We start from the raw sequence: 25,413 nt of genomic DNA, 5'->3' as shown, positions 1-25,413 counted from the left end.
CCGACGTGATCCCTTCGCAAGGAAGACTGATCGTCGGGCCATATGAATGCAGCGCCTGCTCAATTGGAGGCTTCCGGCGGGCGGGTTCATCATTGGGTGGCATTGAAGGAGGAGCGCGATGCCGAACCCGGAACACGGAGCTATTGATAGGCAGAACGATGATCGGCTGACGGAGCGCCCCAAATGCCGAACGCCAGGAGAACGTACGGCGTGTCACATTTGTCCGCGTTTCGCTTCGGGGGCGTGTGGTTCGTTGCCAATTGCATGTCGCGAAGAGCTCGCCAATGGTGGCGCGCCGAAAGAATTGGAGAGTTATAAGGTTTTCGCGAAAACATTATAACCGACGGGGGACAAACGTGCGTCGGCCTCCCGCCACGGGCCGGCGATGCGCGTCAATCGAGCTCGCGTTTCAAAAGGGCGATACCGTTAAGGGGCATTTCTGTGCCTTGAGCAGACCCGTTTGCGGCGTTAGCTCCCCAAGAGGTTGCATGGCAATCACTGCCCATGCCGACTTTGCAGGGAGTTTCGTTGTCCAAATATAAGCGGATCGCCGGCCGTTCAAAAGTCGTTCTGGCAGTGATCGACGATGAGGAAACGCGTCGTCGGTTTGCCTCCCTTCTCATCGGCCACGGTTACGACATCCACCTCACCAACGCCACACTGGCCCTTCGGCTCTTAAAAATCCGGAGGTTTGACCTGCTTGTGGTTGAGGGAAAACTGCCATCTGCCGCATCCCTCCAGTTTTGCCGGCAGGTTCGTTTTGTGAGCGACATTGCGCTCGTTCTTATCGTTGACAGACACGATGACAGCATCGTTGTCGAAGGACTAAACGCCGGTGCGGATGCCTGTGTCTTGAGGGTTGGCGAAGAAGACGCCACGCTTGCCCGGTTGCGCAGCCTCCTGCGCCGTGCCAGCTCCGCTAGGGCTCGTGTCGAGGATACGCGAGTATTGATGTTTGACGGCTGGCGCATAGATCCGGGTAAACGCACGCTCCACGACCGCGATGGGCAGACGAGGACACTGACCGCCGGTGAGTTCGATATCCTGCTTGCTCTTGCTCGCAACCCTGGAAAAGTCCTCTCGCGAGAGGAATTGCTTGAGGCTACTCGCTTTGGGCTTGCCGGTCCATCGGAGCGCAGCATTGACGTGCATGTCCGGCGTCTGAGGCAAAAGATAGAGCCCGATCCGGATGAGCCGACCTATGTGAAGACGGTGAGGCTCGGCGGCTACCTGTTGGCACACACCGTGGAAATTGAATGACTTAGCCCGGTGAACCCTCCCCGCGAAATGTTAAGTTTTGTTGCGACAGTGTTACAATTGATTGCATGCGAAGGCGCCTGCATCTATACCGTGTGTCGTTGCCCGCCTGCGAAAGGCTCAATCCGACCAATACGCGCCGGAGGTGAAATCGCATGAACGAACGACGCATTTTCGAGCGAGTGATAGACCTTTGTCAGGTTCAGTCATCGTCAAACACGCTTAACAAGTCTCTTGCGCGCTTGGCAGGAGCTGCCGGCTTTGACCATTATGCCTATTTCAGAGCCCATCCGAACGACAATTTCGTGGCCACCGACTATCCGCTTGAATGGCAGCGGCTCTACTTTGCGCGTTCCTATGTGACGCTCGACCCGGTGGTGACGACGGCCAAGCGCGGAACCCAGGTCTTCCGCTGGTCTGTCGACGACGTGCGGCCAAGAGTTTGCCGGGAGTTGCGGCGCTTCTACACGGAGGCTGCCGATTTCGGATTGAAGACGGGGCTGTCGGTATCGGTATCGGCCGGTTTCGGACGGTTCGCCATCCTCACCTTCACATCATCGTCACTGAGCAGTGCGCGCGGCTGCATTGCCGGCGAGATAACCGGGCTCGGCATAACTGCCGCAGCCTTCCTACACTCAAGGATGCGAAACATGGAACATCTGGAAAGCAATTGCACGCCAGCGCTAAACGCTCGGGAGCTCGCCTGCCTCAAGTGGTCGTCCGAGGGAAAGACGATGCTGGAGATCGCCGACATACTCGATATCACCTATACGTGTGTGCGCCGCAATCTCAAGCGAGCCATGGACAAGCTCGGTGTCTGCAAGCTGTCTCAAGCGACCGCGGCCGCCACCCGGCGCTTGCTGATCTGAAACCAAGCGTATGGGAATGCTGCCGCAGCTGGACGTGCCTGTCTTGGCCAATCTCATCGATAGGCGCCGGGAAAGACGATATCCTGGTCGACGAGGACGTTGAAGACGTAGCCCGGTCTGATGCTGAGCGTGGGCTGCACGTCGAGGTTTTTTGCAATTGTCCGTTCGGCCACCCTGCCGAAGGTCTCGGCAAAACTGCGACGGGCGGCGTCCGAGGCCGTATCGCGCCCTCTGTCGCGCTGGTCGGTTGGAAGTGACATATCGATACCCGCGCCGATCAAGGCGACGAGCGCTGCGGAGCCAAAGGTTCTAAGGAGATGTCGATCGACCTTGTCCTTAAAGCCGCCATAGCCTTCGGCGTCGGTGCCGGCCATCCCGCCGATCTGCAAGGTAGAACCGTTCGGAAAGATGAGGTCGGTCCAGACCACCAGCACCCGTGACTGCCCGAAAGCGACTTCGGCGTCGTAACGGCCGAAGAGCTTGGTGCCTTGGGGAATGATGAGATGGCGACCGGTGGCGCTGTCATAGATCGGATGATTGACCTGGGCCGAGATACGACCCGGGAGGTCGGAGTTTATGCCCGTAATCAACGTTGCGGGAATAACCGAGCCTCGCTTCAGCTCGAAAGGCGATTGCGCGGCAATGACCCCCTTTGGCAAGTATCCAAGCTCCTTGATGTCAGAGTTGAAGAAGGCCTCCTTGGATGCCTGGAGGTTGGGATCTGCCTCCTTGCCCTCGAGCGCTCTTGCCAGGACCTCTGCGGGATTACGAGATGCGGGCATATTGCTGCTTGGTGCGCTCTCCATCTTCGTGGGTTCCGCCCCTTCTTTGATCTCAACGGTGAGAGGAGAGTCGAGGGCTGCGTCTCTTGCCTGAAGTCTCGCCATGTCCTGCCGATGGCGCTCACGAAGAAGCTGTTCCTTTCGTTCACGCTGGAACTGGTCCAACCAATCATCTTCATTCCCCTGGCTCCTGGTTTCAGCAGCGTAGGCCGGAAGCGGCGTCTTCTCGGGGGCAGCTTGGACGTCCGACGAAGGCACCTCGGTTGAAGGCTCGGCCGCAACGCCTCCAGTGCGCGTTGTCTCCAGCGGTTCGGCGATGATGCCGTCGGCGACGCCCCGCTTGATGCTTTCGGCAAAGGATGATGCCGAACCGCCTGAGGACACCTCCGCCCCAATGTCGGTTCGGTGTCCGATTCCTCGCGAGGTGAGGCCGGCGACGATGACGGCGAAGAAAATGATTATCATCGCGCCCGCGACAAAGAGCGGTAGCCGATTGACCCTGCGGATGTGCTTCGGGGCGTGAGAAAGCTGCAGCGATTGAGCCATGGCAGGTTCCTATCGATGACGCGTGACGGCGAGCGGTGTCGCGGGCTGAGCACCTGCTGGACTCGTCCGGTAAGCGCGCGTCAGGGTAACCTCAGGTGTCGATAGCCGCACGAGAACGACATCTTCGAACGCCGTGCTGCCATAGGTGACCTCAGTTGCCGGATTTTTCGCCGGAGCCTGTTCCTCTTTGGCGAGCACCGGGTACCCCCAGAGCTTGAGTGCAATTTCGAGCGCTTCGCCCGATCGGTCGCCTGGGGACACAGAGATCGAAGGCGGCTTCTCGTTTCCCATCGCTTCGACGAAGCGGCTTGCCATATCGCCGGCAATTGCTGTTTCGGCACTCATCGAGATTTCTTGAGGAAGCGCGTCAATCGTCGGCGAAGGCGCGCCACCTTGGCAACCACTCACAAGGACTGCGACGAGAATAGGCGCAGCAAGACCCCTCATCACCTACCCTCCCCTTCTGATCGTGACTTTCTCCTGGCGCCATCCGACGCCCGAGACGAGAACTGCGCGCTCAACATCGAAATCGACGATCATCACCCCGCTCTTCATTCGGTAATTGACGACCCTGTTCTGGCCGCCGGAAACAACAAAGAGGACTGGCGCGTCCTGGCTGGCGATCGACTTCGGGAACTGGATGTAGGTTTTCTGTCCATCCGAATAGACCCGTGTCGGTTTCCAGCGGGCTCGACCGTTGATCGAATAGGTGAAATCGAGCCGTTCGGCTGGGACGCTGCCGGCGCCCGCCTCCAGCCGGGCATTGGCATCGGCGATGCTCGCGGACCTGTCCTCCTGATAGGCAAAGCCGACGCGCGCCATGTAATGGGTCGGATGAGACTTCAGCTGGATATGGTAGGTGCGCCTCGACGTCGTCACCACCATGGACGTTGTTATCGAAGGTTCGGACGGCTTGATCACGAGATGGATCGCCTGCCCGCCGGCGGCGCCAGATGTCGCCGCCTCAATCTTCCAGCGAACGGTATCGCCAACGAGCACGTCACGCACGATCTCGCCCGCCTGGAGCTCGATGTCACACACCTGGAGTGGGGAGCACACGATCGATGGTTGGCTAGCGCCGTAAAGGAAGATGACCTTGCCATCGGGTCCGGTCGTGGTAACGCCGGAAGCTGCCCGCCATTTTGCCGACAGCCGGGCCGCGTTCGCTTCCTTCGTCGTGATCGCTTCGCCGTAAACGGCTCCGCTCGGCACCAACGAACCCAAAATCAGTGCCAGCAAGGCTGCTCTACCGTAACTCACGACTTTTCTCCTTCCCGTCAAAGCTGCGCCGTCCAATCGAGGTCCCTGAGGTAGAGTCCGATTGGATTGAAACGGATAACCGCCTCATCCTGTGGCGCCGTCAGGGTGACCGTCGCGATCCCGCGGAACCGCCGCACGCCGGTCTCCTTGCCGGCCCGGTCGCGTTCGAACTCGGTCCAGTCGACCTGGTAGGTCTGGTCCGAAAGCGCCACCACGTTGTTCACCTCGATCGCGACGGTTGCGCGGCGCGCCCTTTCGAATGGCGAATTGTCCCGGAACCAGGCGTTCACTTTGCCCGTCGCCGGATCGGCGTTCCGAAGCAGCGCATAGGTTCGGTCGATGTATTGCTTCTGGACGACGGCGTCAGGCGTTACGGACCGGAAACTGGCAAAGAAGCCTGCAAGCGAGGCACGCACAACGCGCTGGTCGGCGTAGTCAATCTGCTCGGGGAAGCCTGCGCTGACGGCCGCTCCGAGCTTGTCGACCTCGACGACGTAGGGCACGAGCTTGACCTTCGAACTCTGGTAGAGCCCATAGCCGAAACCGATGATCGCAATCGCCATGGCGGTCGTCCCGATGATGCGCCAGGCGATTGCTGATCGAACATAGGAGCCGTAGCGTTCGTTCCACTCCTGGCGCGCGGCGATGTAGGGGTTCTCGGGGGCGTCTCGGGCAGCCATTGATCATGATCCTCCTTGAGCGCTTCAGTGGTCTGTAGGGTCGGGCGGCGATCGCCTGCCTCTGCCTTGGGTTGAGGCCTTGTTGTCGAGCTTGTCATTGGCAAGGCCCATCAAGGAGGCGGCGTGAGCGCCGGGCGCGCCGATTGCCTTGTCCTTTGCCGCGGAGCCTGCCGCCTGCGCGCTGGCGGCGGCACCATGCTTCATGCCGTGAAGAGCTGAGGCCGTAGCCGATGCACCCGCCGCACGGGCGGACTTTGCCGCGGCAATACCGGCGGCCGTCCCTCCGGCCGCGAGAAACGCAGCGCCGGTCGTAAAGGATGCCGCCTGGCCGCCGTGCCGAATTGCCTCCATTCCGCCGGCGACGGATGCGCCTTGGACGACGCCCTGCAGAATGTTTGGAACGTAGATCGCTATGATGAAGACGACGACCGAGATACCGGCGATAGCGAGCGTCGTGACGAATTGCTGTGTTTCTCCAGTCGGAGCGCTGGCGAGACCCAAAAGCACTTCCGAACCGATCCGGGCAATCATCACGAGCGCCATCAGCTTCAGCCCGACGCTGAACGCGTAAACGAGATAGCGCACGGCAAAGTCCTTCGTATGGGAAGAACCTCCGAGCCCCAGCATGATCATCCCGGCCAGGAGGCCGACATACATTTCGACCATGATGGCGACGAAGATTGCTGCGACGAGCGAGAAGGAAATCACCACCACGACCATTGCAAGGACCGCCGCGATCGCCAGCGCATTGTCCTCGAAGAGCCCGAACTGGATCTGCTTCGACATGTGCGATGCAACGCGGATTCCTGCGTCGAAGATTTCTGCGGGAGAGGCCGATCCACCACTGGCGCCGATCTGAAAGAGGCTGTCGACGACCCTTTTTGCGAAGTCGGGCCCCTCTTCGAGCGCGAAGGCGAAGAGGCCTATGAACATGATCCTGCGCACGAGTTCGGCAAACCAGCCGTCGAGAGAAGCTGCCTGTAGGGCGAGCCAGACGGCAGCGATCGCCACTTCGATACCCGCGAGGATCCAGAACAGGGAACGCGCGGCCGAAAGCACCCGCGCCTCCCAACCCTTGGCAGCGGCGGCGACCTGGTTTTCGAGTTCGGTCAGGACGCTCCCGTCCTGAGCCTGAACCTCGATCGCGGACGAAAGCAGCAGGCAGCACATGAGGAGAGCTAACCGCGATGTGGACCTGCGCGCGAAAAAACTGCCGGCAGGGCCTTTGCAGAGATGTGAAGCGGTACTCACCAGCGTGGCTCCAAGGTTTGGCCGTCTGGGATGGAGGCGCGCCCGCCGTCGAAGAAGCGCTCGCGCCTGGCTTGGGAGAGATCCTTGTCCGTCTGGTTGCTTTGGTACCAGGTCGCCATCATCGTCATCTGCTGGGACACAAGGCCCCGCAGCTTCTGGATTTGCCCGACTTGCTCGGCCGCTATCTGGTGGCCGACCTGAAGCGCCTTCATTTGCCCATCAGAGGTTTCCGAGAGCGAACGAAGCGAGCGCATCGTCGCCTCTTCGCTCGAAAACTGCGCCGCGGTGAGGTTCGCAGCCTTCAGTGTGCCGGTGATGGTGTCGCGATTGGTGTCGGACCATGTCTGATAGTGCGACGAGAATGTTCTCCCATCAGGCAATCCGGTCTTGAAGTCGGCGTAGCTTGCGAAGCGCTGGCGCAGGACGTCATCGGCGTTGCCCATGGAGAAGGATATTCCCCGGCCGCCATCGACGACCTGTTGTAGGCGACGGAGATCCGCTTCGATCTTTCCCCACGCGTGGTGCGGAAGGCGAGCGGTGTTCTGCAGCATGTTGTCGTAAATCTTCAGCTGGTTCTGGATCTGCTCGGCAAGCTGACCGATCTGCTTTACCTGGTTCTCGATCTGGACGCCGGACTTTTCCAGCAGGTTGATGAGCTCGGCATTATTGGCAAGCTGGGTCCATTCGGTGGCCGCACCCGTGGCCCCGCCAGCGCGTGCCGGATAGTTGCTTGCCGCAATCGCAAGGAGCGACAGGACCGCGAACTCAGTCATCTGCAAGAAGCGTTTCCGCATCGGGAATCCCCCTCGATTTGAGCCATAGGGTGGGCCAGTTTCGGCCGTGATCGTGATGAAGCGCGCGAATGCGCTTTAGATCGTCCTTGCCAGTTGCACCGGTGAAGGCGAGCGCGAGCGGACCGAGGGCCATGTCGAAAAGGCGCCGGCCCTCCGGAGAGGTCACGTAGTATTCTCGCTTCGGCGTCGCCGCTGCGATGATCTCGATCTGGCGTTCGTTGAAGCCCATTCGCTGATAGAATTCTCGGGCGCCCGGCTGGCGGGCGGCGGCATTGGGAAGGCATATCTTCGTCGGGCAGCTTTCCCTCAGCACATCGATGATGCCGGAACGTTCGGCGTCCGAGATTGACTGGGTTGCAAGCACCACGGCGCAATTTGCCTTGCGCAACACCTTCAGCCATTCGCGGATACGATCGCGAAAGACCGGATGGCCGAGCATCAGCCACGCCTCGTCGAGAATGATGAGGCTCGGGGCGCCGCTCAGTCGCTTCTCGATGCGGCGGAAGAGGTATGTGAGTACCGGAACGAGGGTGCGCTCGCCGAGGCTCATCAGTTGTTCGATCTCGAAAGTCTGAAAGTCACCAAACGAGAGTGTATCGGTCTCGGCGTCAAAGAGGCTGCCCAATGGACCGTCGAGCGTATAGTGCCGGAGAGCATCCTTGATCGCCTTGAGCTGAACACCGCTCACGAAATCGGACAGGGACCGTCCGGGGGACCCGGCCATTAGTTCGATTTGACGGGAGATCGCATTGCGTTCATCGGGCCCGATCGATGCGCCCTGCAGTTCTGCGAGTGTCTCGATCCATTGGCTCGCCCATGCTCGGTCCCCCTCCCCTTCCAGATCGAGAAGCGGGCAGAAGCAAAGAGCGGCCCCCTCCCCTTCCCCTCCGATATCGTAGTGATTACCGCCGACGCCAAGCGTCAGGGGCAGCATCGAATTTCCCTTGTCGAAAGCGAATACCTGCGCTCCGAGGTAGCGGCGAAACTGCGCAGCAATCAGTGCAAGCAACGTCGATTTTCCCGATCCCGTCGGACCGAATACGAGCGTATGGCCGACGTCATCGACATGGAGGTTGAGACGGAAGGGTGTAGAGCCAGAGGCGACCTGCATCAAAGGCGGCGACTGCTGCGGCAGATAGGGGCATGGTGCAGTTGGGTTCCCGGCCCAGACCGTGTTGAGGGGCATGAGATCGGAAAGATTGCGCGTATTGATCAATGGCTCGCGAAGATTGCAGTACCAGATGCCGGGGAGGCTGCCGAGATAGGCTTCGGTCGCATTGAGCGTTTCGATCCGCGCTCCGAAACCTTCCGCCTGGATCGCTTGCCTGATCATCTCGCATTTGTCGCGGACAGTAGCGCTGTCGACCCCAAAAACAATGACGACGGGCGTGTAGTAGCCATAGGAAACCAGTTCGGATGATGCCTGGGCGATCGCGTCCTCCACCTCGGCGACCATGGCGATTGCATCCTGGTCGACGGATCGACTGTCCGTCTGAAAAAGCTGGTCGAAGAATGGGCGAACCTTTTGCTGCCATTTCTTGCGGGTGCGTTCGAGGCGTTCACGAGCTTCCTCGGGATCCAGGAAAATGAACCGTGACGACCAACGGTAGCTGAGCGGCAGGCGATCGAGATTGTTCAGAATTCCGGGCCAGCTTTCCGATGGCAGCCCATCAATCGCCACCACCCCCACGTGGTGGCTGTCGACGATCGGGTCGAGACCATGGTGGAGCTCGGCTGTCGCCAGCCAATCGAGGTACATCGGTATATCGGGCAATCTGACCGGATGGTTTTCCCCGGTGATGCAAAAGCGGATGAACTGGAAAAGCTCATCGAAGCGGTGCCTTCGTGCTCCGTCGCGTGGTTCGAGCTCTCGCGTTGCCATGCGGCGAAGCGAGATCCAGTTTGCGAGATACTGTTCGACCTCGCGGGCACGGGTCCGAAAAAGATCAAGCGCCGCGTCGGCGAAGCCCTTCTGACGACTTTCAGGGTCGGCGTAGACATATCGCGCGAGCCCGCGTCGATTTGCTTCGAGCGGACGTTGCGTAAGGATGAGGCCGTGGCGGCTCTCGAAATGTGCCCCCTCCCTTTCGAAATGCTTCCGGCGCTCGGCGTCGATCGCTTTCGTTACCGGATCGGGAAAATGCGAGCGGTCGGTGCCCGGATATGTGGCGGCGTCTACCCGCAGGGCTTCTATCTGGATCATCCAGCCAGATCCCAACCGAGCGAGAACCGCGTTGATCTGGCGCGATATTTCGTTGCGCTCCAGGTCCGTAGCACTCTCGCTGTCGGGGCCTGCGAAGTACCACCCGGCCATCAGCGAGCCGTCTTTCAAAAGGATGACCCCATTGTCGACAAGTGCGGCATAGGGCACGAGGTCGGCAAAGGAAGGTTCGGTCGAGCGGAAGCGCGCTAGATTGACCATCGCGACACCATCAGCCCTTCCGCCATGGCGTCGCGGTCGGACGGTAGGTCCGCCGATAGCGCACGTGGCGGATGTAGACCTTGCGCATGAGGGGATCTGCTTTTGCCATCCGCCTCAAGACGCCGATCGCCAGGATCCAGAGGGTAAGGCCGATCAGCGCCGAATACACGGTCAGGACGACAAAGATCAGGATGGCCGTAGCAAGCCCCGTGACGAGAACGAGCTCGCGATCGGCGCCCAAGAGCAAGTTTGGGCGAGAGAGGGCACGATGGATACGGTTTCGCTCGAGTAGGCAGAAGACCTCAGGCATTGCCCGCGCCTCCCCTCGTTTCGGTGTGGAAGACGTTGAGCGAATGGTCGCCGATCGATGCGCCGGTTGCGCCGAACAGCTGGACGATCTGTGTCGCGCCGAGCAGGAGACCGGCGACGAGCACGATGTAAAACAATCGCCTGGCGAAATCGTTGAGCTCGCCGCCGAAGATCAGCATACCGCCTGCGACGGCGACCGCGGCAAGCGCGATGAAGCCGGCGACAGGGCCTGTAATCGACTGCTGAATTTGTTCGAGTGGACCCTCCCAGGGCAGACCGCCGCCCGAGCCGGCGAACACCGGTTCCCCGCTGAAGAAGGTCAGCAGTCCCGCGAGAGCTACCATTGCGATTCGTGTTTCACGCTGCATGTCGTTCCCCGTCTTGATAAGGTTCCAGGAGGTAGGCCGTCCCGTCGTGTCCAATGAGGCGCATAGGCTCTCCGAGCCGCCGGCCGGTCGCCGTGCGTTCGATCGAAACGACGAGATCGACTGCTTCGGCGATGACGTCCTGCATTGGCTGCCGGCTTGTCTCCGCGGTCAGCTGCTCCAGCCTGCGAAGTGCCGAACGCGCGGAATTGGCGTGCACCGTCGCGATGCCTCCGGGGTGCCCCGTGTTCCATGCCTTGAGAAGAGAAAGGGCGGCCGCGTCTCTGACTTCGCCCACGATGATCCGGTCCGGTCGCAGCCGGAGTGTGCTCTTCAGCAAGCGCGCCATGTCGATCTCGTCGCTGGTGCGCAGCGAAAGGACGTTGTGCGAGCCGCAACGTATTTCGACCGTGTCCTCAAGGATGATGAGGCGGTCATCCGGTGCGACCGTCGCGATCTCGCAAATGAGCGCATTTGCCAGTGTCGTTTTGCCGGAGCCGGTCCCGCCTGAGAGGAGGATGTTGAGCCGATCGGCAACAGCCCTTGCTAGGAGACGAGCCTGCTTCCCCGTCATGAAGCCATCGTCCACATACTGCTCGAGAGGAATGAGACGCGAAGCGCGCTTGCGTATGGAGAAGGATGGTGCAGCGACGATCGGTGGCAGCAGCCCCTCGAAACGGTGTCCACTGACTGGCAGCTCGGCCGACACGATTGGTCTGTGTTCGTCGACCGCCGTACCTGTCGCATGGGCTATGCTGCCGATTGCGATCTCGGCGGCGGCGGTATCCATTTCTCCAAGGCGCGCGATCGATTGACCGAGGCGTTCCACGTAGAGGCTGCCGTCCGCGTTGAGCATGATCTCGACGACGCTCGGGTCATCGAGTGCAGCCCGAATTGCTGGACCAAGGGCTTCCTCGAGCTTGCGGACAAGGCGGGGAAGGGAGCGGCTATGCGTCATGACAACACCGACGAGGTCGGTGCGGCGGGGCGATCGAAGGTTGAGACATATCCAACTGGCTTGAGCCGCTCGAATGTCCCTGAGTCAACGGCGAGAACACCAGCCAATGCTCTTGTCCGGCCTACCCTTTGTGGTGGTCCGAGCCGACGAAGTAGCCACCCAGCACGTCCAAGGATGCGCTCGATGGCAAGGTCGGTGACCGTGACCACCTGGGTGTGTCCGCGCGAAAGGCACCATTCGAGGATGCCGGCAAACATGAGGCGGGTAACATGGTGGAGACCGCCGCGACCCTTCCTTTGTGTGGTCGTATCGACGCAGAAGCGCGAGCTTTCAACCATCTGTGCGTGTGGGGAAAACGCCTCATCCGAGACGAGTTGCGGGAACACGGACATAAGCATCGTCGGCCCCGTGGCGGGGAGAAGGCGAACACAGCCGACCACGTCATTCTTTGCAGTGACAGCGAGTATGTAGACGGGATCAAGATCGTCGAACGTGTCGCGCTCCCGGCCATCGCGCGCGGCGACCTGCCAGCCCAGGCGTTCATCGAAGACCTTCGCACGAAGGCCATACATCTGGTCGAGGAAGCGCCGGGTGTCGCTCCAACTGCCCTTCTCAATGGCGATCACCATCATCGGTCGTCCTCCTCCGTTTACTGGGGGAGAAGTGCTACGACTGAGGACATCGTCGCGAGGGGTAAAAATGCTCCTGAAATTTCGCCACGTCGATTCTAGGGGCAGAGAGATCTTCCCTGACCGAACGGATGTGCGGCCCGTCGGAGAATAGTCAGCGCATTCTGAACGTCGAAATGTGACCGGTCGTGGCTGATGCGCCGAGCTGATTCGGGCGGGTGGGGTGCAATGTGTGGGAGATCGCCGCGCTAACGACGCCGTTCAGGTGAGCAAAAGTGTGCGTAAACTCATCGGGTGGCCTAGATTGCATTCAGCAAAAAAGAGTGCAATTTCAGGGAGTAGGCCGGTTTTCAGCGCTAAGGGCTCGGGTTTGGCGTTAAGGCTTTGTTAACCCTATAATTCTGGACGGTTCGGGAGAATCGTGTTCTACCTCTTGGCGGGCAATGGTCGGTAAACCGGCTTTAGGCCGCCAAGAGGGAAAAATGGCGATAGCTAGACGCGCAGAAACTGACGTTCAACTCAAGGAAGACGCTGCCGCCAAGATCTTGCGGCACGCCGGTCTTTTGTCGAGCCAGCTGCAGCAGCTGCGGACCCGCATGTACCCGCCGAAATCCGAAAAGACCTTGAGGTCATTTCTCACGAACGAAGTTTCGAAGCTGACATCCATACCGGATTCGACCCTGAAGCTGATGTCGTCGGAAGGGCGCGGGCCGACGCCAAGCCGCCTCGAAAACAACCATAGGGTCTACACGCTCGCCCAGATCAACGAGCTTCGTGAGCTGTTTGCCAAGCAGAAGCCTGTCGAGGCCCTGCGCTTTCTGCCTCGCCGTCGCCCGGGCGAGCACTTGCAGGTTCTCGCGATCGCAAACTTCAAGGGCGGAAGTGCCAAGACGACGACCTGTGTTCATCTTGCGCACTATCTCGCTTTGCAAGGCTATCGCGTTCTCGCACTCGACCTCGATCCCCAGGCATCGCTCTCCGCAATGTTCGGCGCGCAGCCGGAAATCGATGTTGGCGCCAACGAAACGATCTACGCGGCGCTTCGCTACGACGACGCTGAGCGACGGCCGATCAGGGACATCATCCGCAAGACCTACTTTGATGGCGTCGATCTCGTTCCGGGCAACCTCGAAGTCATGGAGTACGAGCACGAGACCCCTCGTGTCCTGGCGAATAAGTCGAGCTCCGGTGCGATCTTCTTCGAGCGCCTGAAGCTTGCGCTGGCGGAAGTCGAACAAGACTACGACATTGTCCTTCTCGATACGCCCCCGTCCCTTGGCTTCCTGACGCTCAGCGCGATCTACGCTGCCACAAGCATGGTCATCACCGTTCATCCGGCCATGTTGGACGTGGCGTCCATGAGCCAGTTCCTCCTGATGATGGGCGATCTGATCAGCGTTTTGAATGAGAACGGTGCCCAACTCGACCAGGACTTCATCCGATACCTCGTGACTCGGCATGACCCGAACGATGCCCCTCAGTCGCAAGTCGTTGCGATGTTACGGCATATGTTCGGGACCGACGTCCTCCTGCCCACTGCCATCGAAAGCACAGCGGTTGAAGCGGCCGGCCTGGCGAAGCGTTCGATCTACGAGCTCGAAATGGGCCAGATTGGCCGTGATACCCATAAGCGCGCGCGCGAAGCTGTCGATGCGGTCAATGAAGCGATTATCCGCCTCGTCAACAATAGCTGGGGGCGGCCATGAGCAAGTCTTCTCGCAAGTCGATTGTCGCGAGCTTCGGTTTGCTGTCTCAAGAACTGGAGAACAAGCTCGCGGACGACCCGCAACCTGCGCCCCCTGCCCCGTCGCCGCGTGTCGGCGCGGGCGTCGTCGGTGCAGCACATCGCGCCATCGATGACATCAGGGCCGAGCGGGACCGTTTGAAGGCGATCGTCGAGGCAGGTGGAGGGACGATCCTTGATCTGGATCCCGCGTTCATCGATCCTTCCCCCTTTCCGGACCGGCTGGCGGACGATGACGCCGCCGATTTTGAGACGTTCAAGCGTTCGATGGAGTCAGAAGGGCAAAAGGTTCCTATTCAGGTTCGGCGTCACCCGTCGTCGACTGGGCGCTATCAGATTGTCTATGGCCACAGGCGTTGGCGTGCTGCCAGGGAACTTGGGCGCGCCGTTCGCGCGCTCGAGGTTGAGATCACCGACCTGGATCTGGTCGTCGCGCAAGGCATCGAGAATGCCAGCCGGCAGGACCTGACCTGGATCGAGCGGACGCTGTTTGCATCGCGAATGGATGATGCCGGCATCAAGGCGCGGAACATCTATGCGGCGCTGTCGATTGCGGACGCGGAACTCGCCCGAATGCGCAGCGTCTATCGGGCGGTCCCTGCCGACGTGATCGAAGCGATCGGACGCGCGCCCAAAGTGGGTCGGCCTCGCTGGATAGAGTTTGCAAAAACGATAGAAAGCGATCCAGGTTCTCTAGCTGTGGTCCGTCGGGTGCTTACGGATGCGACTGACGGCGTCTTGGTGTCGGATCAACGCTTCCAGCGGGCTTTCGAAGCCATAAAGCCGTCGGACAAGCCTCGAGATGACAGCAAAGAGCTGTCGGACAGCGCGGGCAAGAAACTGGGTGCCTGGAAGATGTCGCCCAAGGAGCTTCGAATATCGGCGGATGGCCCTCTCGGACTGGAGTTCGTGAAGTTCGTTGGGAAGGAGTTGCCAACCCTCATTGAACGCTTCTCTCGCGAGCGTGAAAGTTAGAAACCCTGACAGCTGTCAGAGGATCTCATTCGACAAGGGAATACGGAAAGGAACACCGCAAAAGAAAAAGGCCCCCAAACGTTGCCGTAGTGGAAGCCTCTCTCATATCTGGACAATCTGAGAATCGCATTTCCACGAATCCCCGTCAAGAGTGATTGGCACCGAATTTGGTGAGCGGACTTCTTTTGCCTTTTGAGAGGTGAAGGAAATGCAGAGTGGAAGTGTGACGACGCCTTTCGGGCGGCGGCCGATGACGCTTGCGCTGGTAAGACGGCAGGTGGCATCCACCGAGATGAAGTCGAACAAGACGGCTGACAAATGGAAAGTGTTTCGTGACGCCTGCGAAGCCAGGACGCTTCTCGGGCTACAGGATCGTGCACTTGCCGTTCTTGACGCGCTCTTGAGCTTCTATCCGGAGACCGATTTGCGCCAGGGAGACTCTCTCATCGTCTTTCCGTCGAATGCTCAGTTGTCGGTCCGTGCGCACGGTATCGCCGGCGCCACGTTGCGGCGGCACTTGGCGACGCTTGTTGACGCTGGGCTGATTGTTCGCAAAGACAGTGCAAATGGGAAGCGTTATGTCCGGAAGGACAGGGCTGGCGACATCGAGGATGCGTTCGGGTTCGATCTTTCCCCGCTTCTTGCCCGATCGGAGGAGCTTGCGCAGATGGCCCAACAGATGGCGGCAGAACGCGCACTGTTTCGCCGGACCAAAGAGGCGCTCACCATTCGCCGACGCGATGCCCGTAAGCTCATCTCGGCAGCGATCGAAGAAGGCGCGAGCGGCGATTGGGGCAAGATTGAAGGCGTGTACCTGGCGCTCGTAGCCCGGATACCGCGATCTCCGACGATCCACGACCTAGCATCGATCCTCGAAGAGATGGATCTTCTCTGCGCAGAGATAGTCAATCAGTTGGATGTTTTGGATATTTATGAAAATATGAGCAGCAATGATGCTCATATTGAGCGTCACAAACAGAATTCAAATACCGAATCCACCAATGAACTTGAACCTAGCTCTAGAAACGAGCTGGGGGCGAAGGCTGAGCCAGAAAAGCCGCCACTGAGGGAGCCGCTGAAGGCATTCCCGTTGAGTATGGTGATGCGGGCCTGCCCTGAGATCACGATGTACGGACAAGGCGGGACCATATCGAGCTGGCGCGACTTGATGGCGGCGGCCGTGGTGGTGCGTTCGATGCTGGGGGTGAGCCCGAGCGCTTACCAGGATGCTTGCGAAGTGATGGGACCTGAAAATGCGGCGGTTGCCATGGCGTGTTTGCTCGAGCGGGCAGGACACATTAACTCGGCCGGAGGTTACTTGCGCGATCTGACGTCAAAGGCGCGACGCGGCGAATTTTCACTTGGCCCTATGCTGATGGCCCTGTTGAGAGCGAGCGGAAGCCCCGACCGGCAGGTTGGGTAGACGATTTCCGTCCCGGTTTTCGCATTGTCGTTCCTGGCGGAACCGGGCGCGGCAGTGGCAACCCGTGCAGTATGCGGCCGATCCTGAGAGGAGAGCACATTGGCTTCTTCTGACGTGCGGCCGACAAAGTCGGACCGTTCGTGTGGACCCCCGCTTGAGGCATGCGCTTCTCGATGGTGGACAGTTTCTGTGGCGGGGCTCAAGCAGGTTTCCGAGAAGATCCGGCGCCGCCGTCTGTGCACCATCGGTGTAGAAGCAGCTATCATGAGATAGATCCGGCCGAGTTACCGCCACGCCCCTCGAACAGTCGCAGCTCATTGTCGGCGACCAGGAACGGTCCCGACCTGGGTCGATCTGTACCCAACCCTACCGCGAGGTCCCGGGTAACAGCCATGTTTCGCTCGACGTTTTGCCTACTCCGGCCGCGGAAACTGTGGCTCCAATTGAAAAAATGCCATCATTGCACTATATGCAATCAATGATGACTGGAGGCGATTTACATGGCCAGCATGACCATTCGCAACATCGACGATCGATTGAAACAGAGGCTGCGAGTCCGCGCAGCGACCCATGGCCGATCGATGGAAGACGAGGCCCGTGATATCCTGAAAATGGTGTTGGCGCAGCAGGAGACAACGGCGGGAAACCTCGCTGGCGCGATCCGCGCGCGCTTGCAGCCGCTTGGCGGCGTCGAGCTGCAAATTCCCGCGCGCGAACCGATCCGTGACGCTCCGGATTTCTCTGCAATATGATCGTTCTCGACACAAATATCATATCTGAGCTGCTGTTACCGGCTCCCGAGCCCGCGGTTGTCGATTGGCTTGCGGAACAGCCTCCCGCCGCCATCTTCACGACCACGATCACTGAAGCCGAAATCCTATATGGTCTACGCCTGCTTCCCGAAGGTCGCCGCCGGCGCGACCTTGAAGCGGCAATCTTGCCGATCTTTGCGCAAGACCTCGCCGGTCGCGTGCTGCCGTTCGATCGGGAGGCCGCAGACGTTTATGGGATGATTGCAACTGAGCGGCGCAAGGCGGGTCGCCCGATCAGTCAGTTCGACGCCCAGATCGCCGCCATCGCCCTTTCGCGTGGCGCCGCGCTGGCAACTCGGAATGTTCCGGATTTCGAGGATGTCGGTTTGGTAATCATAAACCCGTGGCGGGACAGGTAAGGTGGCGGACGCCGCAAATCGATCGACGTTACTGCCGGCTCGATACTGCATCGAGCCGAGCAACTCGACGCGCTTGATGCCATCCTGCCGTTCGACCGTCGCGACCAACTCGCTGCCCTGTTGACGGACGACGACGTCGCCACGGGCAGCCCCCTCCCCTGGTCGGCGCCGGAGAGCCTGCTACTTAAGTTCGTCGCCCACCATCTCAGGGACCCGGACAAGTGCGCGGAAGATCAAGCCATGGCATGCCGGCGGAGGTGGAAGCTGGCTTGCGTTGAGCGCCGACGGGCCGCATGCCCCGACGCCATCTCTGCCTTCAAGTGATGCGAGCGTTGGAGGTCGGCGGCGCGCTCGGCATTTTGTCGCGGATCGTAGAACACGCCAATTTGCGCACCGGCNCGACGCCATCTCTGCCTTCAAGTGATGCGAGCGTTGGAGGTCGGCGGCGCGCTCGGCATTTTGTCGCGGATCGTAGAACACGCCAATTTGCGCACCGGCCGCCTTTCGCTCCGCTTCCAACTCCGCCGTAAGTGTGGCCAATTCGGCCTTCACCGCAAAATAGCGTTTCATCACGACGATGAGTTCGCGGTCGTCCGTTTTCATCATCGCTCCCGAGATTCTGTTTGCATGAGGACAATGATGATCAACAACAAGGGCAGAATCGCGATGGTTCATTAGACCTCACAGTTTGGCGCAACGAAAAATGTCTGGCGTAGAAGGAGGTGGGCCACCCTAGCGTGAGTGACCGCCAGCGGAGCACGAGGAGCGCTGCCCGTTGGACCGAAGCGCTTCAGGAGGCGTGGTTGCTCCAATAACATCGCATCAAAGATCGGCCCTGGAACGGCGTCGCTGCCGGTNCGTTGGCCGCGGCCGCGAGCTTTGGTTCATTAGACCTCACAGTTTGGCGCAACGAAAAATGTCTGGCGTAGAAGGAGGTGGGCCACCCTAGCGTGAGTGACCGCCAGCGGAGCACGAGGAGCGCTGCCCGTTGGACCGAAGCGCTTCAGGAGGCGTGGTTGCTCCGATAAATGGATAATGGCGTTACCGCGCAGTAAGTCCAAGCCATCACGCCGGGCGGTGTGGTTTCTGTCAGACGTTACTGCAAGCGAAAAAGCCCGAGCAATCCCGGCCCTCCCCAAAAGATCGCCGTGCGAAATCGGCCTAGGCCTGCAAATTGTCCGCCGACATCTTGCCTGACTTGCGGTCCGAAACCAGTTCGTATGTGATCTTCTGACCATCTTTCAGCTCTCGCAGCCCAGCCCGCTCGACCGCAGAAATGTGGACGAAGACATCAGCGCCGCCGCCATCCGGCTGGATGAAGCCAAACCCCTTCGTCGCGTTGAACCATTTCACGGTACCAGTCGCCATAGTGTCTTCCTTCGATCATTTGCCGTGCCGCCCCAACGGCGGACATGGCTTGCCTCTACGCGTGAACAATTAGACGCTTTCGCGCCCCGGACAAGGGTGAATTCATCTCGAAGGACTGTCAACCTGGCGTGGTTCCGACGGCACGATCATTTCTGTGGTGCTTCATCTTAGGAGGCGTGTTTCTCAACTTTGCTGCCGGCAGGCGCGCTTGAGCGCATCAGCGCCATAGCATTGGCCCGAGCGAAAACTTTTAAGTATCGATAGGGATCGATTTAGAGTCGCAGACGACCTGCGTTCGGGGCAATCACAGCCGATTAAGAGCCAAAGTCTTGCGCGCGAAAGTCCGGAAGGTTCGGCCAGATACGATGTCCTGGCGCTTGTGTCCCAGCCGGAGCGAGGTAGAATATAGACGATTAGGCACCCAGGAACCAGAGAATGGCACTGAGCATCAAAGATCTAGAGACGGAACGCCTTGCCAAGGCACTGGCCGAGAAGACCGGTGAAACCATTACCATGGCAACCCGCCGCGCACTGGAGGAACGGCTGCGGCGCCTCGCAAATGCCGCAAGTCGCGATGTCCTTCTCGAGGAACTGGCCGCCAGCCGTAAGCGTTGGGCCAAGCTGCCGATTGTCGACAACCGCTCTGCCGACGAGATCTTGGGGTATGACGAAAACGGGCTCCCCAGCTAATGGTCATCGACACGTCCGCCATCGTCGCGATCGCATTCAATGAGCCCGAAGCAGAAACCTACGAACAAAAGGTCGTCGACGCGCCACGGCGCTTCATTTCCGCGGCGACAATCCTTGAACTCGCCATCGTCATCGAGGCGCGCCTCGGCGAGGCAGGTGCCGCAGAGCTCGATCTGTGGCTTTACAAGGCGGGTGTCGAAATCGTCGCCGTCGACGCGGAACAGATCGCGGTGGCAAGGCGAGCCTGGCGCAGCTATGGCAAGGGCCGACATCCGGCCGGCCTGAACTACGGGGACTGCTTCTCCTATGCGCTGGCCAAGACACGCAATGAACCTCTGTTGTACAAAGGCGATGATTTCTCCCGCACAGACATCGAGGCGGCATGACATGGCATCCATTGCACCAGGGAACCGCAAACGCAATGATCCGAGATATCAGTCGGCAGGATGCTTGTTCGTCAGCAGTTCGGCATTGAGATGATCAAGGCCCGGGTCCATTTCGGACTTTTCGACGGCTGCGCGATCGGCGCCGCGCAGGTCCGCCGTCGCCTCGACGCGACGGTCGCGCCGCGACAGCCGCAGATAATCCTCATAGGCAAGCAGCACGATGCGCGGCCGGCCATTCTTGGTGATGATCACCGGCTCACGCACGGCGGCCTCCTGGTAGGCGCCGAAATTCTTCGAAACCGCCGCAGCGGTGACGGTCGACGTCATTTTGATACTCCTTTTTCCGGAAAGAACGGATTGTCGTAATTTCGGCAAGGCCCCTGGAGACTGTGGTCCGATGATCGACAACCATAGAAGGGCGGCTTCTGACAGCCAAGCGGTGCATCGAGAGCATGACGCGCTCGACGCGCTCGACGCATCCTGCCGTTTGATCGGCGCGACCAACCGGCTGCGCTGCAGGATCAGGTATCAATCATGATGGATCTGGAGTCGGAAACGCCGTATGTCAGCCGCCCTGGATCACCGGAAACGCCGGAAATCCAGGCATTGCAGTCCCTTCCTCACCCTTGTTCAGCGGACTCATTTGCCCGATCGGATGGCCTGGACCTCACCCGAGATTTCGTTGGACAGACCCCTGGTTAGAGAGGCAGTGTAACGGCACGGTCCGTGAGCGGGGGCGCATCAAGGTGCAGGTTCGGTCATTAGCGTCGCATTTCGTGCCGGTGCTTTGTGCGCTTTTGCTTGTCTTGCTGTCATCGGCGATCGCATCAGCGCAGCAGGCCGATGTGGCGCTGGCGGTCGGCACAATCACCGATGACAACTATCCCGGTCGGGAGTCTGCTGGCAACGGTCTGGGCGAGGTTATCTTGCACCACCTCGTCACCATGCTGGGCGACGGCGGGGAGTTTGCATGGTGCGCGGGAAAGGTCGTCGAATGGCGGCGGATCGACGAGGTCATTAAGGAACAGAAGTTTCAGCAGTCGAAATATGCCGATCCGGCCACGGCGATCAAGAAGCTGGGTACTATCGCACCAGACTTTTTGATTGGCGGCCGCATCACATTCGGCGCCGGAAAAGCCGACTGGACCATAGAGACAAGAACCAACCCTGGCGGTGACCTTGTCGACAGCTTCACCGGCTTTTCAGACGACGATGCGTATCTGGACGAGGCTGCCCGGATTGCCGAACATGTGCTGGACAAGCTTTGTCCCGGCCCGTGGACGGTCACCGGCGGCGGCGCCCGGATCAAGGTGAGCGGAACCGTGGCGAAGTTGAACGAGGCGTTCAAGGTCGTCGGCAAGTTCCCCGGTGGCACCGCGGATTTCGTCTACACGCCAACGTCGCGCTCCGGCGGGACTGTGAAATATGTGCTTGCGGGGGGCGGCTTTTCAGGCGCCGGCAGCGGCACCTATACGATCGGTCCGTCGGGCGATGGCTCTAGGCTGACGATCAAGCAGACCACGAAGGGCTGCATCAACGGCGTACCGGGTTCGTGCAAGACCAACAGCGAGGTGCTGACCCTGACCCCGGTTTCGCGCTAACGGTCCGCTGTGAGTGCGGTTCTCAGCCTACGGCCAGGAGCGGCTTCGCGGTGTAAGCCCAAGTCGGCCAAAATCACGGCTTTGGGCCGACTGGGCTATAGCTGTACATCTGTTGCGGCGGGCGGACCATACGATGAACGGCGCGTCGGAGCCGCTCAACGATCCAGCCCTACCCACGGCGGTTGACAACCCGCACGAGGTTGTCCCAACTCTTTGTGTGGAACAACTTGCACCGAAGATTATTCGCTCGTGTATGAACACTATCGCTCCGATCGCAATGTTGGCATTGTTTCTCTCGTCCGGCATCGTCGCTGCCCAGGGGCTTCGGCCGGTAGGCATCAACACCGCATCACTTGCTGAAAGCGCTTAATGCCGGCGCCGACTTTGCACCCGGCAAGACGGTTCAGGTTGTGGGGACGGGCCCGCCAAGACAGGGGAATGTCAAGCGGATCGAGGTGAGTAGAAAAATCGGACAGGTGCTCGCCTATGAAGAGGCAGGAAAGCTGCTGGCGGCTTATCCCGCGACGGTTGGAAGCAAGGATAATCCATCGCCCTACGGTACGGACAAGGTCAAGGGCGTCGCCCGGATGCCCGTCTATAGGTACGATCCGAATGTGAACTTTAAGCAGGGCAAGAACAACAAGGTTCTTATCATCCCCAAGGGACCGAATGGCCCGGTCGGCAGCGTGTGGATCGATTTAACCGAACCTATGGGATCCACGGAACTCCCGACCCCGACCTCATCGACAAGGGAGCGTCGCATGGCTGCGTCCGCCTGACGAACTGGGGGATGGTCAAGTTCGGCGTCGTCGTCAAGTTCGTCAATTGATCGGTGCGGACCGCATACCAACTCGGCCGGGAAAGGTGAGTTTCTATGATCGCGGGAGCACGGTCGCTAGCGTGATCCCCACGAATGGACGCTGTTCGTCACCGCCGCCCACCCTGTCGATCTGGCTGAACTGTTAAAAGGGTGCTTTGTACTCTTCCCCCATGTTCAAGGACCATCGCTACACGGTCGGCTGACGGGCGCTTGATGCACACGATCTTGAGCCAGAAGGGGCGCGCTCGATGCGGGTGGACGGTGTGGTGATGGTGCCGCTCACGGGAATGCTAAACGATCTCACCTGGGATCTCGCGATGGCATGGAAGCCCCGTGGCGCCCGCCGGGCGCTGCTCGCGTTCGTCGATCCCTGCGGCAGAGCTAGGCGGATCCCCGCAGGACGCAAGAAGATCATAGTTGCCGGCATGATCTGAGCAACCTTTCCCCCTCCGTCCGCGGGCGAAGTACGGAAACCTAATCCTAGGATGGCTGCTCCTTGGGTTGCCGGCCGATGAAGAACCCTGCTACCGACGCCCAGAAGCCTTTCGGCTTGTCGGCGAGTAACGAGCGAACCTGGCGGGCTGCCACCGCCGCGCTTACCGTCGTGCCAAAGCGGCAGTAGCAGACAACGTCATGCAGTTCGTCATCGCTGATTTCGAAGAAGCGCTTCGCCTCGCCATAGGTGTCCGTTTCCATACCTGCAGCACGGAGCACCGGATCCCTAAATGCGATCGTTATCGGCGAATAGTCGCAGCGCAGGGCATTTCGCTCATCCATAACCTGGAATTCGGTTTCATGAAGCGTGTCCAGGTGTCTGTACCTGATTAGTTCCAGAAGCTCGGCCCAGCGCTCCAGCCGCTGCCGGCGCGTCATACCGTCTGGATCGAAACAGGGCTCAACCTGTGCGATGGTCTGCAGTTGTTCCAAGGTGTGATGCTTCATTGTCGCCTCCAATCAAACGACGTTGCGAAAGCAGACCCCAGCAATAGAGTGATCCGTGTCAATTGCGCTGTCCAATCACGATGCTGGCGGCGGGCCTATCGTGTGAATTTCATTTGAACGATATCAGATAGTTAGCCTCGCACGTAATTTGAGAGTTGGCGTTGAATTATATGAGAACAGCGCTGGGCCGTTTCCACGTCAACTGAGATTCAGCTGGGGCGTGCATGATAGCGGCGCAATTAGACGCGGCCTTCAGATCGCGTTGCTCGACGAGAAGCACGTCAATCCGGAGATCGTTTTCGATCTGGCACGGACGTTTACGGTTCTTGGTTGGTATCCCCTTCCTCTGCCGCGTATGGCAGAGTCGGTCGAACACCGAGCGGATACCGTCGAAACTGCAGTCGCTTCGATCAACTGAGCCTACAGCTCAGACTAATTGCCCGACCTATAGAAGATGACCCTTCCGCCTGGCATGAGTTGGAGCAGATAGTCGAATTCGCTCACATTGGCGGTAAGCACGGTAAGCCCGAGCTTTTGGGCCTGCAGAAACAAGACGCAGTCGTGCAGCGCTCGCAAGCGAGCATCGCGCTGATAGCCCTGGAGGCGACCCAACATGCCTGACAGCAATGCGGCGCGTCCGAGGACATCCGCATCGGGTCTGAACACGCGATGGGGCCGCATGGCCTCAATCGTCGTCCTGATCTGTTGAATGGCAGGTTTCGTACTCGGGTGTGCTCGATCGAGTACGCCCACCGTGTGCATCAACTCCTGGATGGCGATCGTGGAATGGTTGCTGTGACGGAGTTCGAGCAGGTCTCCAACAACTTCCGGCGCCCGCCCTTGCAAACCATCGATGTAGACGCAGGTCTCGAGGAGAAGTTCCGGCCCTGCTTCCGCTTGCTCCCCAAGAAAGGGCAACTCGTTGTCAGGACGCCTTGAGAGAGTCCGACCGGGATCGAACTTCATCCAGCGAAGGGCCGCATCGAAATCAAACATCGTAGCGCCGGAGAGCGTGCGCCGGAAAAAAAGGCAAAATCTGACAAGTCAGAATCCCAGCTTACGATTTCGGTTCGGTCTTTCGCAAGACCCGTGGAACAGTCGATCCTGAGTTGAGCCTTTCGCCTAAGATCGCGCAGATAGCTGCGGGTCGTGTTGATCTGCGCTGACCTTTAGCGAATTCACGCGATGATTGCTGCGGCATTTCCTCCATTGAAGGCCGCTGGCGCGTTTTCGTGGACACCTGCGGGAGATTGGTCATCCTTCATGCTGTTTCGGTTCTGGCGGCCTTCCATTCACATAATAAAACACGCTTGCAACGGAGCAATTTCTAACGCATTTCTTATTTGTACAAAGCACTTCGAAACGAGGCCGTTAAAAGCGCGATGGCGAAGCGACAAACCGTTAACGTCCAACAGCCACTCAAGCGGCTGATCGGCTACGCCCGCGTCTCGACCGACGACCAGGTCCACGATGCTCANCCGTCCTCAGTATCGATCCGGAGCTTACCGATAGCTTCGAGGAGGCCGTTAAAAAGCGATGGCGAAGCGACAAACCGTTAACGTCCAACAGCCACTCAAGCGGCTGATCGGCTACGCCCGCGTCTCGACCGACGACCAGGTCCACGATGCTCAAATCGACGAACTGCGCGCTGCCGGCTGCGATCGGATCTATCAGGAGCATGGCTCCGGGGCATCGCGCGCTCGCCCAGTCTTGACCAAGTTGCTTGGCGAGCTCACCACGGGCGACGTCCTCGTCGTCGTCCGCCTCGATCGGCTGGCCAGATCGGTGAGTCATCTCTTGGCGGTGATCGAAGACCTTGAGGCGCGCGGTGTGCACTTCCGGTCGATCCGCGACCCGATCGATACCTCGACGCCACAGGGCATGTTCTCCCTCCAGGTCCTCGGCGCGGTCGCCCAGCTCGAGCGGGCGCTGATCGCCGAACGCACCAAAGCCGGCATCAAGGCGGCGAAGGCGCGCGGCAAGCTTCCCGGAAACCCCGGCCTGCGCGAACGGCGACCGGAGGCAATCAAGGCCGTCTCCAAAGCGCGCGAGAAACGCTATCTCGATGAGCTCATTGCGTCCGCGCAGACGTGGTTGCCGATGGTACGGCAACTCCGGCCCCAGCACAGTTGGGACAATGTCGTGCGGGTGCTCAATCGCCGCGGTCACGA

General features: G+C 59.8%; 26 protein-coding genes and 3 pseudogenes. 13 read left to right on the top strand and 16 right to left on the bottom strand.

From position 1 onward, the window contains the following. Window positions 1-504 precede the first annotated feature (504 nt). Entirely contained in the window at window positions 505-1,260 is a 756-nt protein-coding gene (locus ASE60_RS15560; RefSeq protein WP_057251472.1) for a response regulator transcription factor, read from the top strand. 152 nt (window positions 1,261-1,412) lie between these two features. Beyond that, window positions 1,413-2,126, top strand: coding sequence for an autoinducer binding domain-containing protein (locus tag ASE60_RS15555; protein ID WP_057251471.1), 714 nt, complete (start codon window positions 1,413-1,415; stop codon window positions 2,124-2,126). 53 nt (window positions 2,127-2,179) lie between these two features. Here ASE60_RS15555 and trbI read toward each other — a convergent pair whose 3' ends face one another. From trbI to ASE60_RS15500, 11 genes are all read right to left on the bottom strand, one after another. Next, window positions 2,180-3,454 (bottom strand): IncP-type conjugal transfer protein TrbI, encoded by a 1,275-nt coding sequence (trbI, locus tag ASE60_RS15550; protein WP_057251470.1) that lies wholly within the window; start codon window positions 3,452-3,454, stop codon window positions 2,180-2,182. A gap of 9 nt (window positions 3,455-3,463) precedes the next feature. Further along, window positions 3,464-3,799, bottom strand: a complete 336-nt coding sequence (locus ASE60_RS15545; protein WP_162261300.1) for a conjugal transfer protein TrbH — start codon at window positions 3,797-3,799, stop codon at window positions 3,464-3,466. Window positions 3,800-3,904: 105 nt separating this feature from the next. After that, window positions 3,905-4,693: a P-type conjugative transfer protein TrbG gene (gene trbG, locus ASE60_RS15540; RefSeq protein ID WP_057251468.1), complete on the bottom strand. Its 789-nt coding sequence runs from the start codon at window positions 4,691-4,693 to the stop codon at window positions 3,905-3,907. Window positions 4,694-4,731: 38 nt separating this feature from the next. Next, window positions 4,732-5,394: a conjugal transfer protein TrbF gene (gene trbF, locus ASE60_RS15535; RefSeq protein ID WP_057251467.1), complete on the bottom strand. Its 663-nt coding sequence runs from the start codon at window positions 5,392-5,394 to the stop codon at window positions 4,732-4,734. A 24-nt stretch (window positions 5,395-5,418) separates the two neighbouring features. Continuing rightward, window positions 5,419-6,645, bottom strand: coding sequence for a P-type conjugative transfer protein TrbL (gene trbL, locus ASE60_RS15530; protein ID WP_280137711.1), 1,227 nt, complete (start codon window positions 6,643-6,645; stop codon window positions 5,419-5,421). Beyond that, on the bottom strand, window positions 6,642-7,439 hold the full coding sequence (trbJ, locus tag ASE60_RS15525; RefSeq protein ID WP_057251505.1) for a P-type conjugative transfer protein TrbJ: 798 nt from the start codon (window positions 7,437-7,439) through the stop codon (window positions 6,642-6,644). Before trbJ ends, trbL begins: the two co-directional genes overlap by 4 nt. Then, window positions 7,411-9,861 carry a conjugal transfer protein TrbE gene (locus tag ASE60_RS15520; RefSeq protein WP_057251465.1) on the bottom strand — a complete coding sequence of 817 codons (2,451 nt, stop codon included), beginning with the start codon at window positions 9,859-9,861 and terminating at the stop codon, window positions 7,411-7,413. The genes trbJ and ASE60_RS15520 overlap by 29 nt, the downstream gene beginning before the upstream one ends. A 10-nt stretch (window positions 9,862-9,871) precedes the next feature. Continuing rightward, a complete protein-coding gene (locus ASE60_RS15515; RefSeq protein ID WP_057251464.1) occupies window positions 9,872-10,171 on the bottom strand; it encodes a conjugal transfer protein TrbD in 300 nt (99 codons plus the stop codon). Then, on the bottom strand, window positions 10,164-10,514 hold the full coding sequence (locus ASE60_RS15510) for a TrbC/VirB2 family protein (protein ID WP_244495628.1): 351 nt from the start codon (window positions 10,512-10,514) through the stop codon (window positions 10,164-10,166). Before ASE60_RS15510 ends, ASE60_RS15515 begins: the two co-directional genes overlap by 8 nt. Before the next feature lie 13 nt (window positions 10,515-10,527). After that, window positions 10,528-11,493, bottom strand: a complete 966-nt coding sequence (trbB, locus tag ASE60_RS15505; RefSeq protein ID WP_057251462.1) for a P-type conjugative transfer ATPase TrbB — start codon at window positions 11,491-11,493, stop codon at window positions 10,528-10,530. Further along, a complete protein-coding gene (locus ASE60_RS15500) occupies window positions 11,490-12,125 on the bottom strand; it encodes an acyl-homoserine-lactone synthase (protein ID WP_057251461.1) in 636 nt (211 codons plus the stop codon). The genes trbB and ASE60_RS15500 overlap by 4 nt, the downstream gene beginning before the upstream one ends. Window positions 12,126-12,604: 479 nt before the next feature. Between ASE60_RS15500 and repA the strand changes: the two genes are divergently transcribed. From repA to ASE60_RS35680, 6 genes and pseudogenes are all read left to right on the top strand, one after another. Further along, complete coding sequence (repA, locus tag ASE60_RS15495; RefSeq protein WP_057251460.1) at window positions 12,605-13,828, top strand: plasmid partitioning protein RepA; 1,224 nt, start codon at window positions 12,605-12,607, stop codon at window positions 13,826-13,828. Then, window positions 13,825-14,841 carry a plasmid partitioning protein RepB gene (repB, locus tag ASE60_RS15490; protein ID WP_057251459.1) on the top strand — a complete coding sequence of 339 codons (1,017 nt, stop codon included), beginning with the start codon at window positions 13,825-13,827 and terminating at the stop codon, window positions 14,839-14,841. The genes repA and repB overlap by 4 nt, the downstream gene beginning before the upstream one ends. A 208-nt stretch (window positions 14,842-15,049) precedes the next feature. Further along, window positions 15,050-16,264: a plasmid replication protein RepC gene (gene repC / locus ASE60_RS15485; protein ID WP_057251458.1), complete on the top strand. Its 1,215-nt coding sequence runs from the start codon at window positions 15,050-15,052 to the stop codon at window positions 16,262-16,264. 500 nt (window positions 16,265-16,764) lie between these two features. Then, complete coding sequence (locus ASE60_RS15480) at window positions 16,765-17,016, top strand: hypothetical protein (protein WP_057251457.1); 252 nt, start codon at window positions 16,765-16,767, stop codon at window positions 17,014-17,016. After that, entirely contained in the window at window positions 17,013-17,435 is a 423-nt protein-coding gene (locus ASE60_RS15475) for a type II toxin-antitoxin system VapC family toxin (RefSeq protein ID WP_057251456.1), read from the top strand. Before ASE60_RS15480 ends, ASE60_RS15475 begins: the two co-directional genes overlap by 4 nt. 21 nt (window positions 17,436-17,456) lie before the next feature. Then, window positions 17,457-17,710, top strand: a pseudogene (locus ASE60_RS35680) (integrase); the annotation flags it as partial. A gap of 124 nt (window positions 17,711-17,834) precedes the next feature. Here ASE60_RS35680 and ASE60_RS15470 read toward each other — a convergent pair. Both ASE60_RS15470 and ASE60_RS15465 read right to left on the bottom strand, forming a co-directional pair. After that, window positions 17,835-18,041: pseudogene (locus ASE60_RS15470) on the bottom strand (hypothetical protein); the annotation flags it as partial. Window positions 18,042-18,596: 555 nt separating this feature from the next. Beyond that, entirely contained in the window at window positions 18,597-18,803 is a 207-nt protein-coding gene (locus ASE60_RS15465; protein WP_057251455.1) for a cold-shock protein, read from the bottom strand. Between the two features lie 435 nt (window positions 18,804-19,238). Between ASE60_RS15465 and ASE60_RS15460 the strand changes: the two genes are divergently transcribed. Together ASE60_RS15460 and ASE60_RS15455 are read left to right on the top strand one after the other, a co-directional pair. Then, entirely contained in the window at window positions 19,239-19,493 is a 255-nt protein-coding gene (locus ASE60_RS15460) for a type II toxin-antitoxin system VapB family antitoxin (protein WP_057251454.1), read from the top strand. Beyond that, on the top strand, window positions 19,493-19,879 hold the full coding sequence (locus ASE60_RS15455) for a type II toxin-antitoxin system VapC family toxin (RefSeq protein ID WP_057251453.1): 387 nt from the start codon (window positions 19,493-19,495) through the stop codon (window positions 19,877-19,879). The genes ASE60_RS15460 and ASE60_RS15455 overlap by 1 nt, the downstream gene beginning before the upstream one ends. Window positions 19,880-19,927: 48 nt before the next feature. Here the strand turns inward: ASE60_RS15455 and ASE60_RS15450 are convergent, their stop codons facing one another. After that, entirely contained in the window at window positions 19,928-20,206 is a 279-nt protein-coding gene (locus tag ASE60_RS15450; protein ID WP_057251452.1) for a type II toxin-antitoxin system Phd/YefM family antitoxin, read from the bottom strand. A 419-nt stretch (window positions 20,207-20,625) separates the two neighbouring features. Here ASE60_RS15450 and ASE60_RS15445 point away from each other — a divergent pair, with 419 nt between their 5' ends. Continuing rightward, on the top strand, window positions 20,626-21,480 hold the full coding sequence (locus ASE60_RS15445) for a hypothetical protein (RefSeq protein WP_156414652.1): 855 nt from the start codon (window positions 20,626-20,628) through the stop codon (window positions 21,478-21,480). Window positions 21,481-21,833: 353 nt separating this feature from the next. Beyond that, window positions 21,834-22,309 (top strand): annotated as a pseudogene (locus ASE60_RS15440) (L,D-transpeptidase); the annotation flags it as partial. 471 nt (window positions 22,310-22,780) lie between these two features. On the opposite strand, the gene ASE60_RS15430 reads toward ASE60_RS15440, so the two are convergent. Both ASE60_RS15430 and ASE60_RS15420 read right to left on the bottom strand, forming a co-directional pair. Beyond that, window positions 22,781-23,242: a hypothetical protein gene (locus ASE60_RS15430; protein WP_057251449.1), complete on the bottom strand. Its 462-nt coding sequence runs from the start codon at window positions 23,240-23,242 to the stop codon at window positions 22,781-22,783. 432 nt (window positions 23,243-23,674) lie between these two features. Further along, a complete protein-coding gene (locus ASE60_RS15420) occupies window positions 23,675-24,238 on the bottom strand; it encodes a hypothetical protein (protein ID WP_057251447.1) in 564 nt (187 codons plus the stop codon). Between the two features lie 540 nt (window positions 24,239-24,778). Between ASE60_RS15420 and ASE60_RS15415 the strand changes: the two genes are divergently transcribed. Continuing rightward, window positions 24,779-25,413 (top strand): recombinase family protein (locus ASE60_RS15415; RefSeq protein ID WP_057251504.1); only part of this gene is annotated, 635 nt, incomplete at its 3' end.

The sequence above is a fragment of the Ensifer sp. Root278 genome, assembly GCF_001429285.1.
Classification (GTDB): domain Bacteria; phylum Pseudomonadota; class Alphaproteobacteria; order Rhizobiales; family Rhizobiaceae; genus Ensifer.
This window is presented reverse-complemented; position numbering and strand designations above follow the sequence as displayed.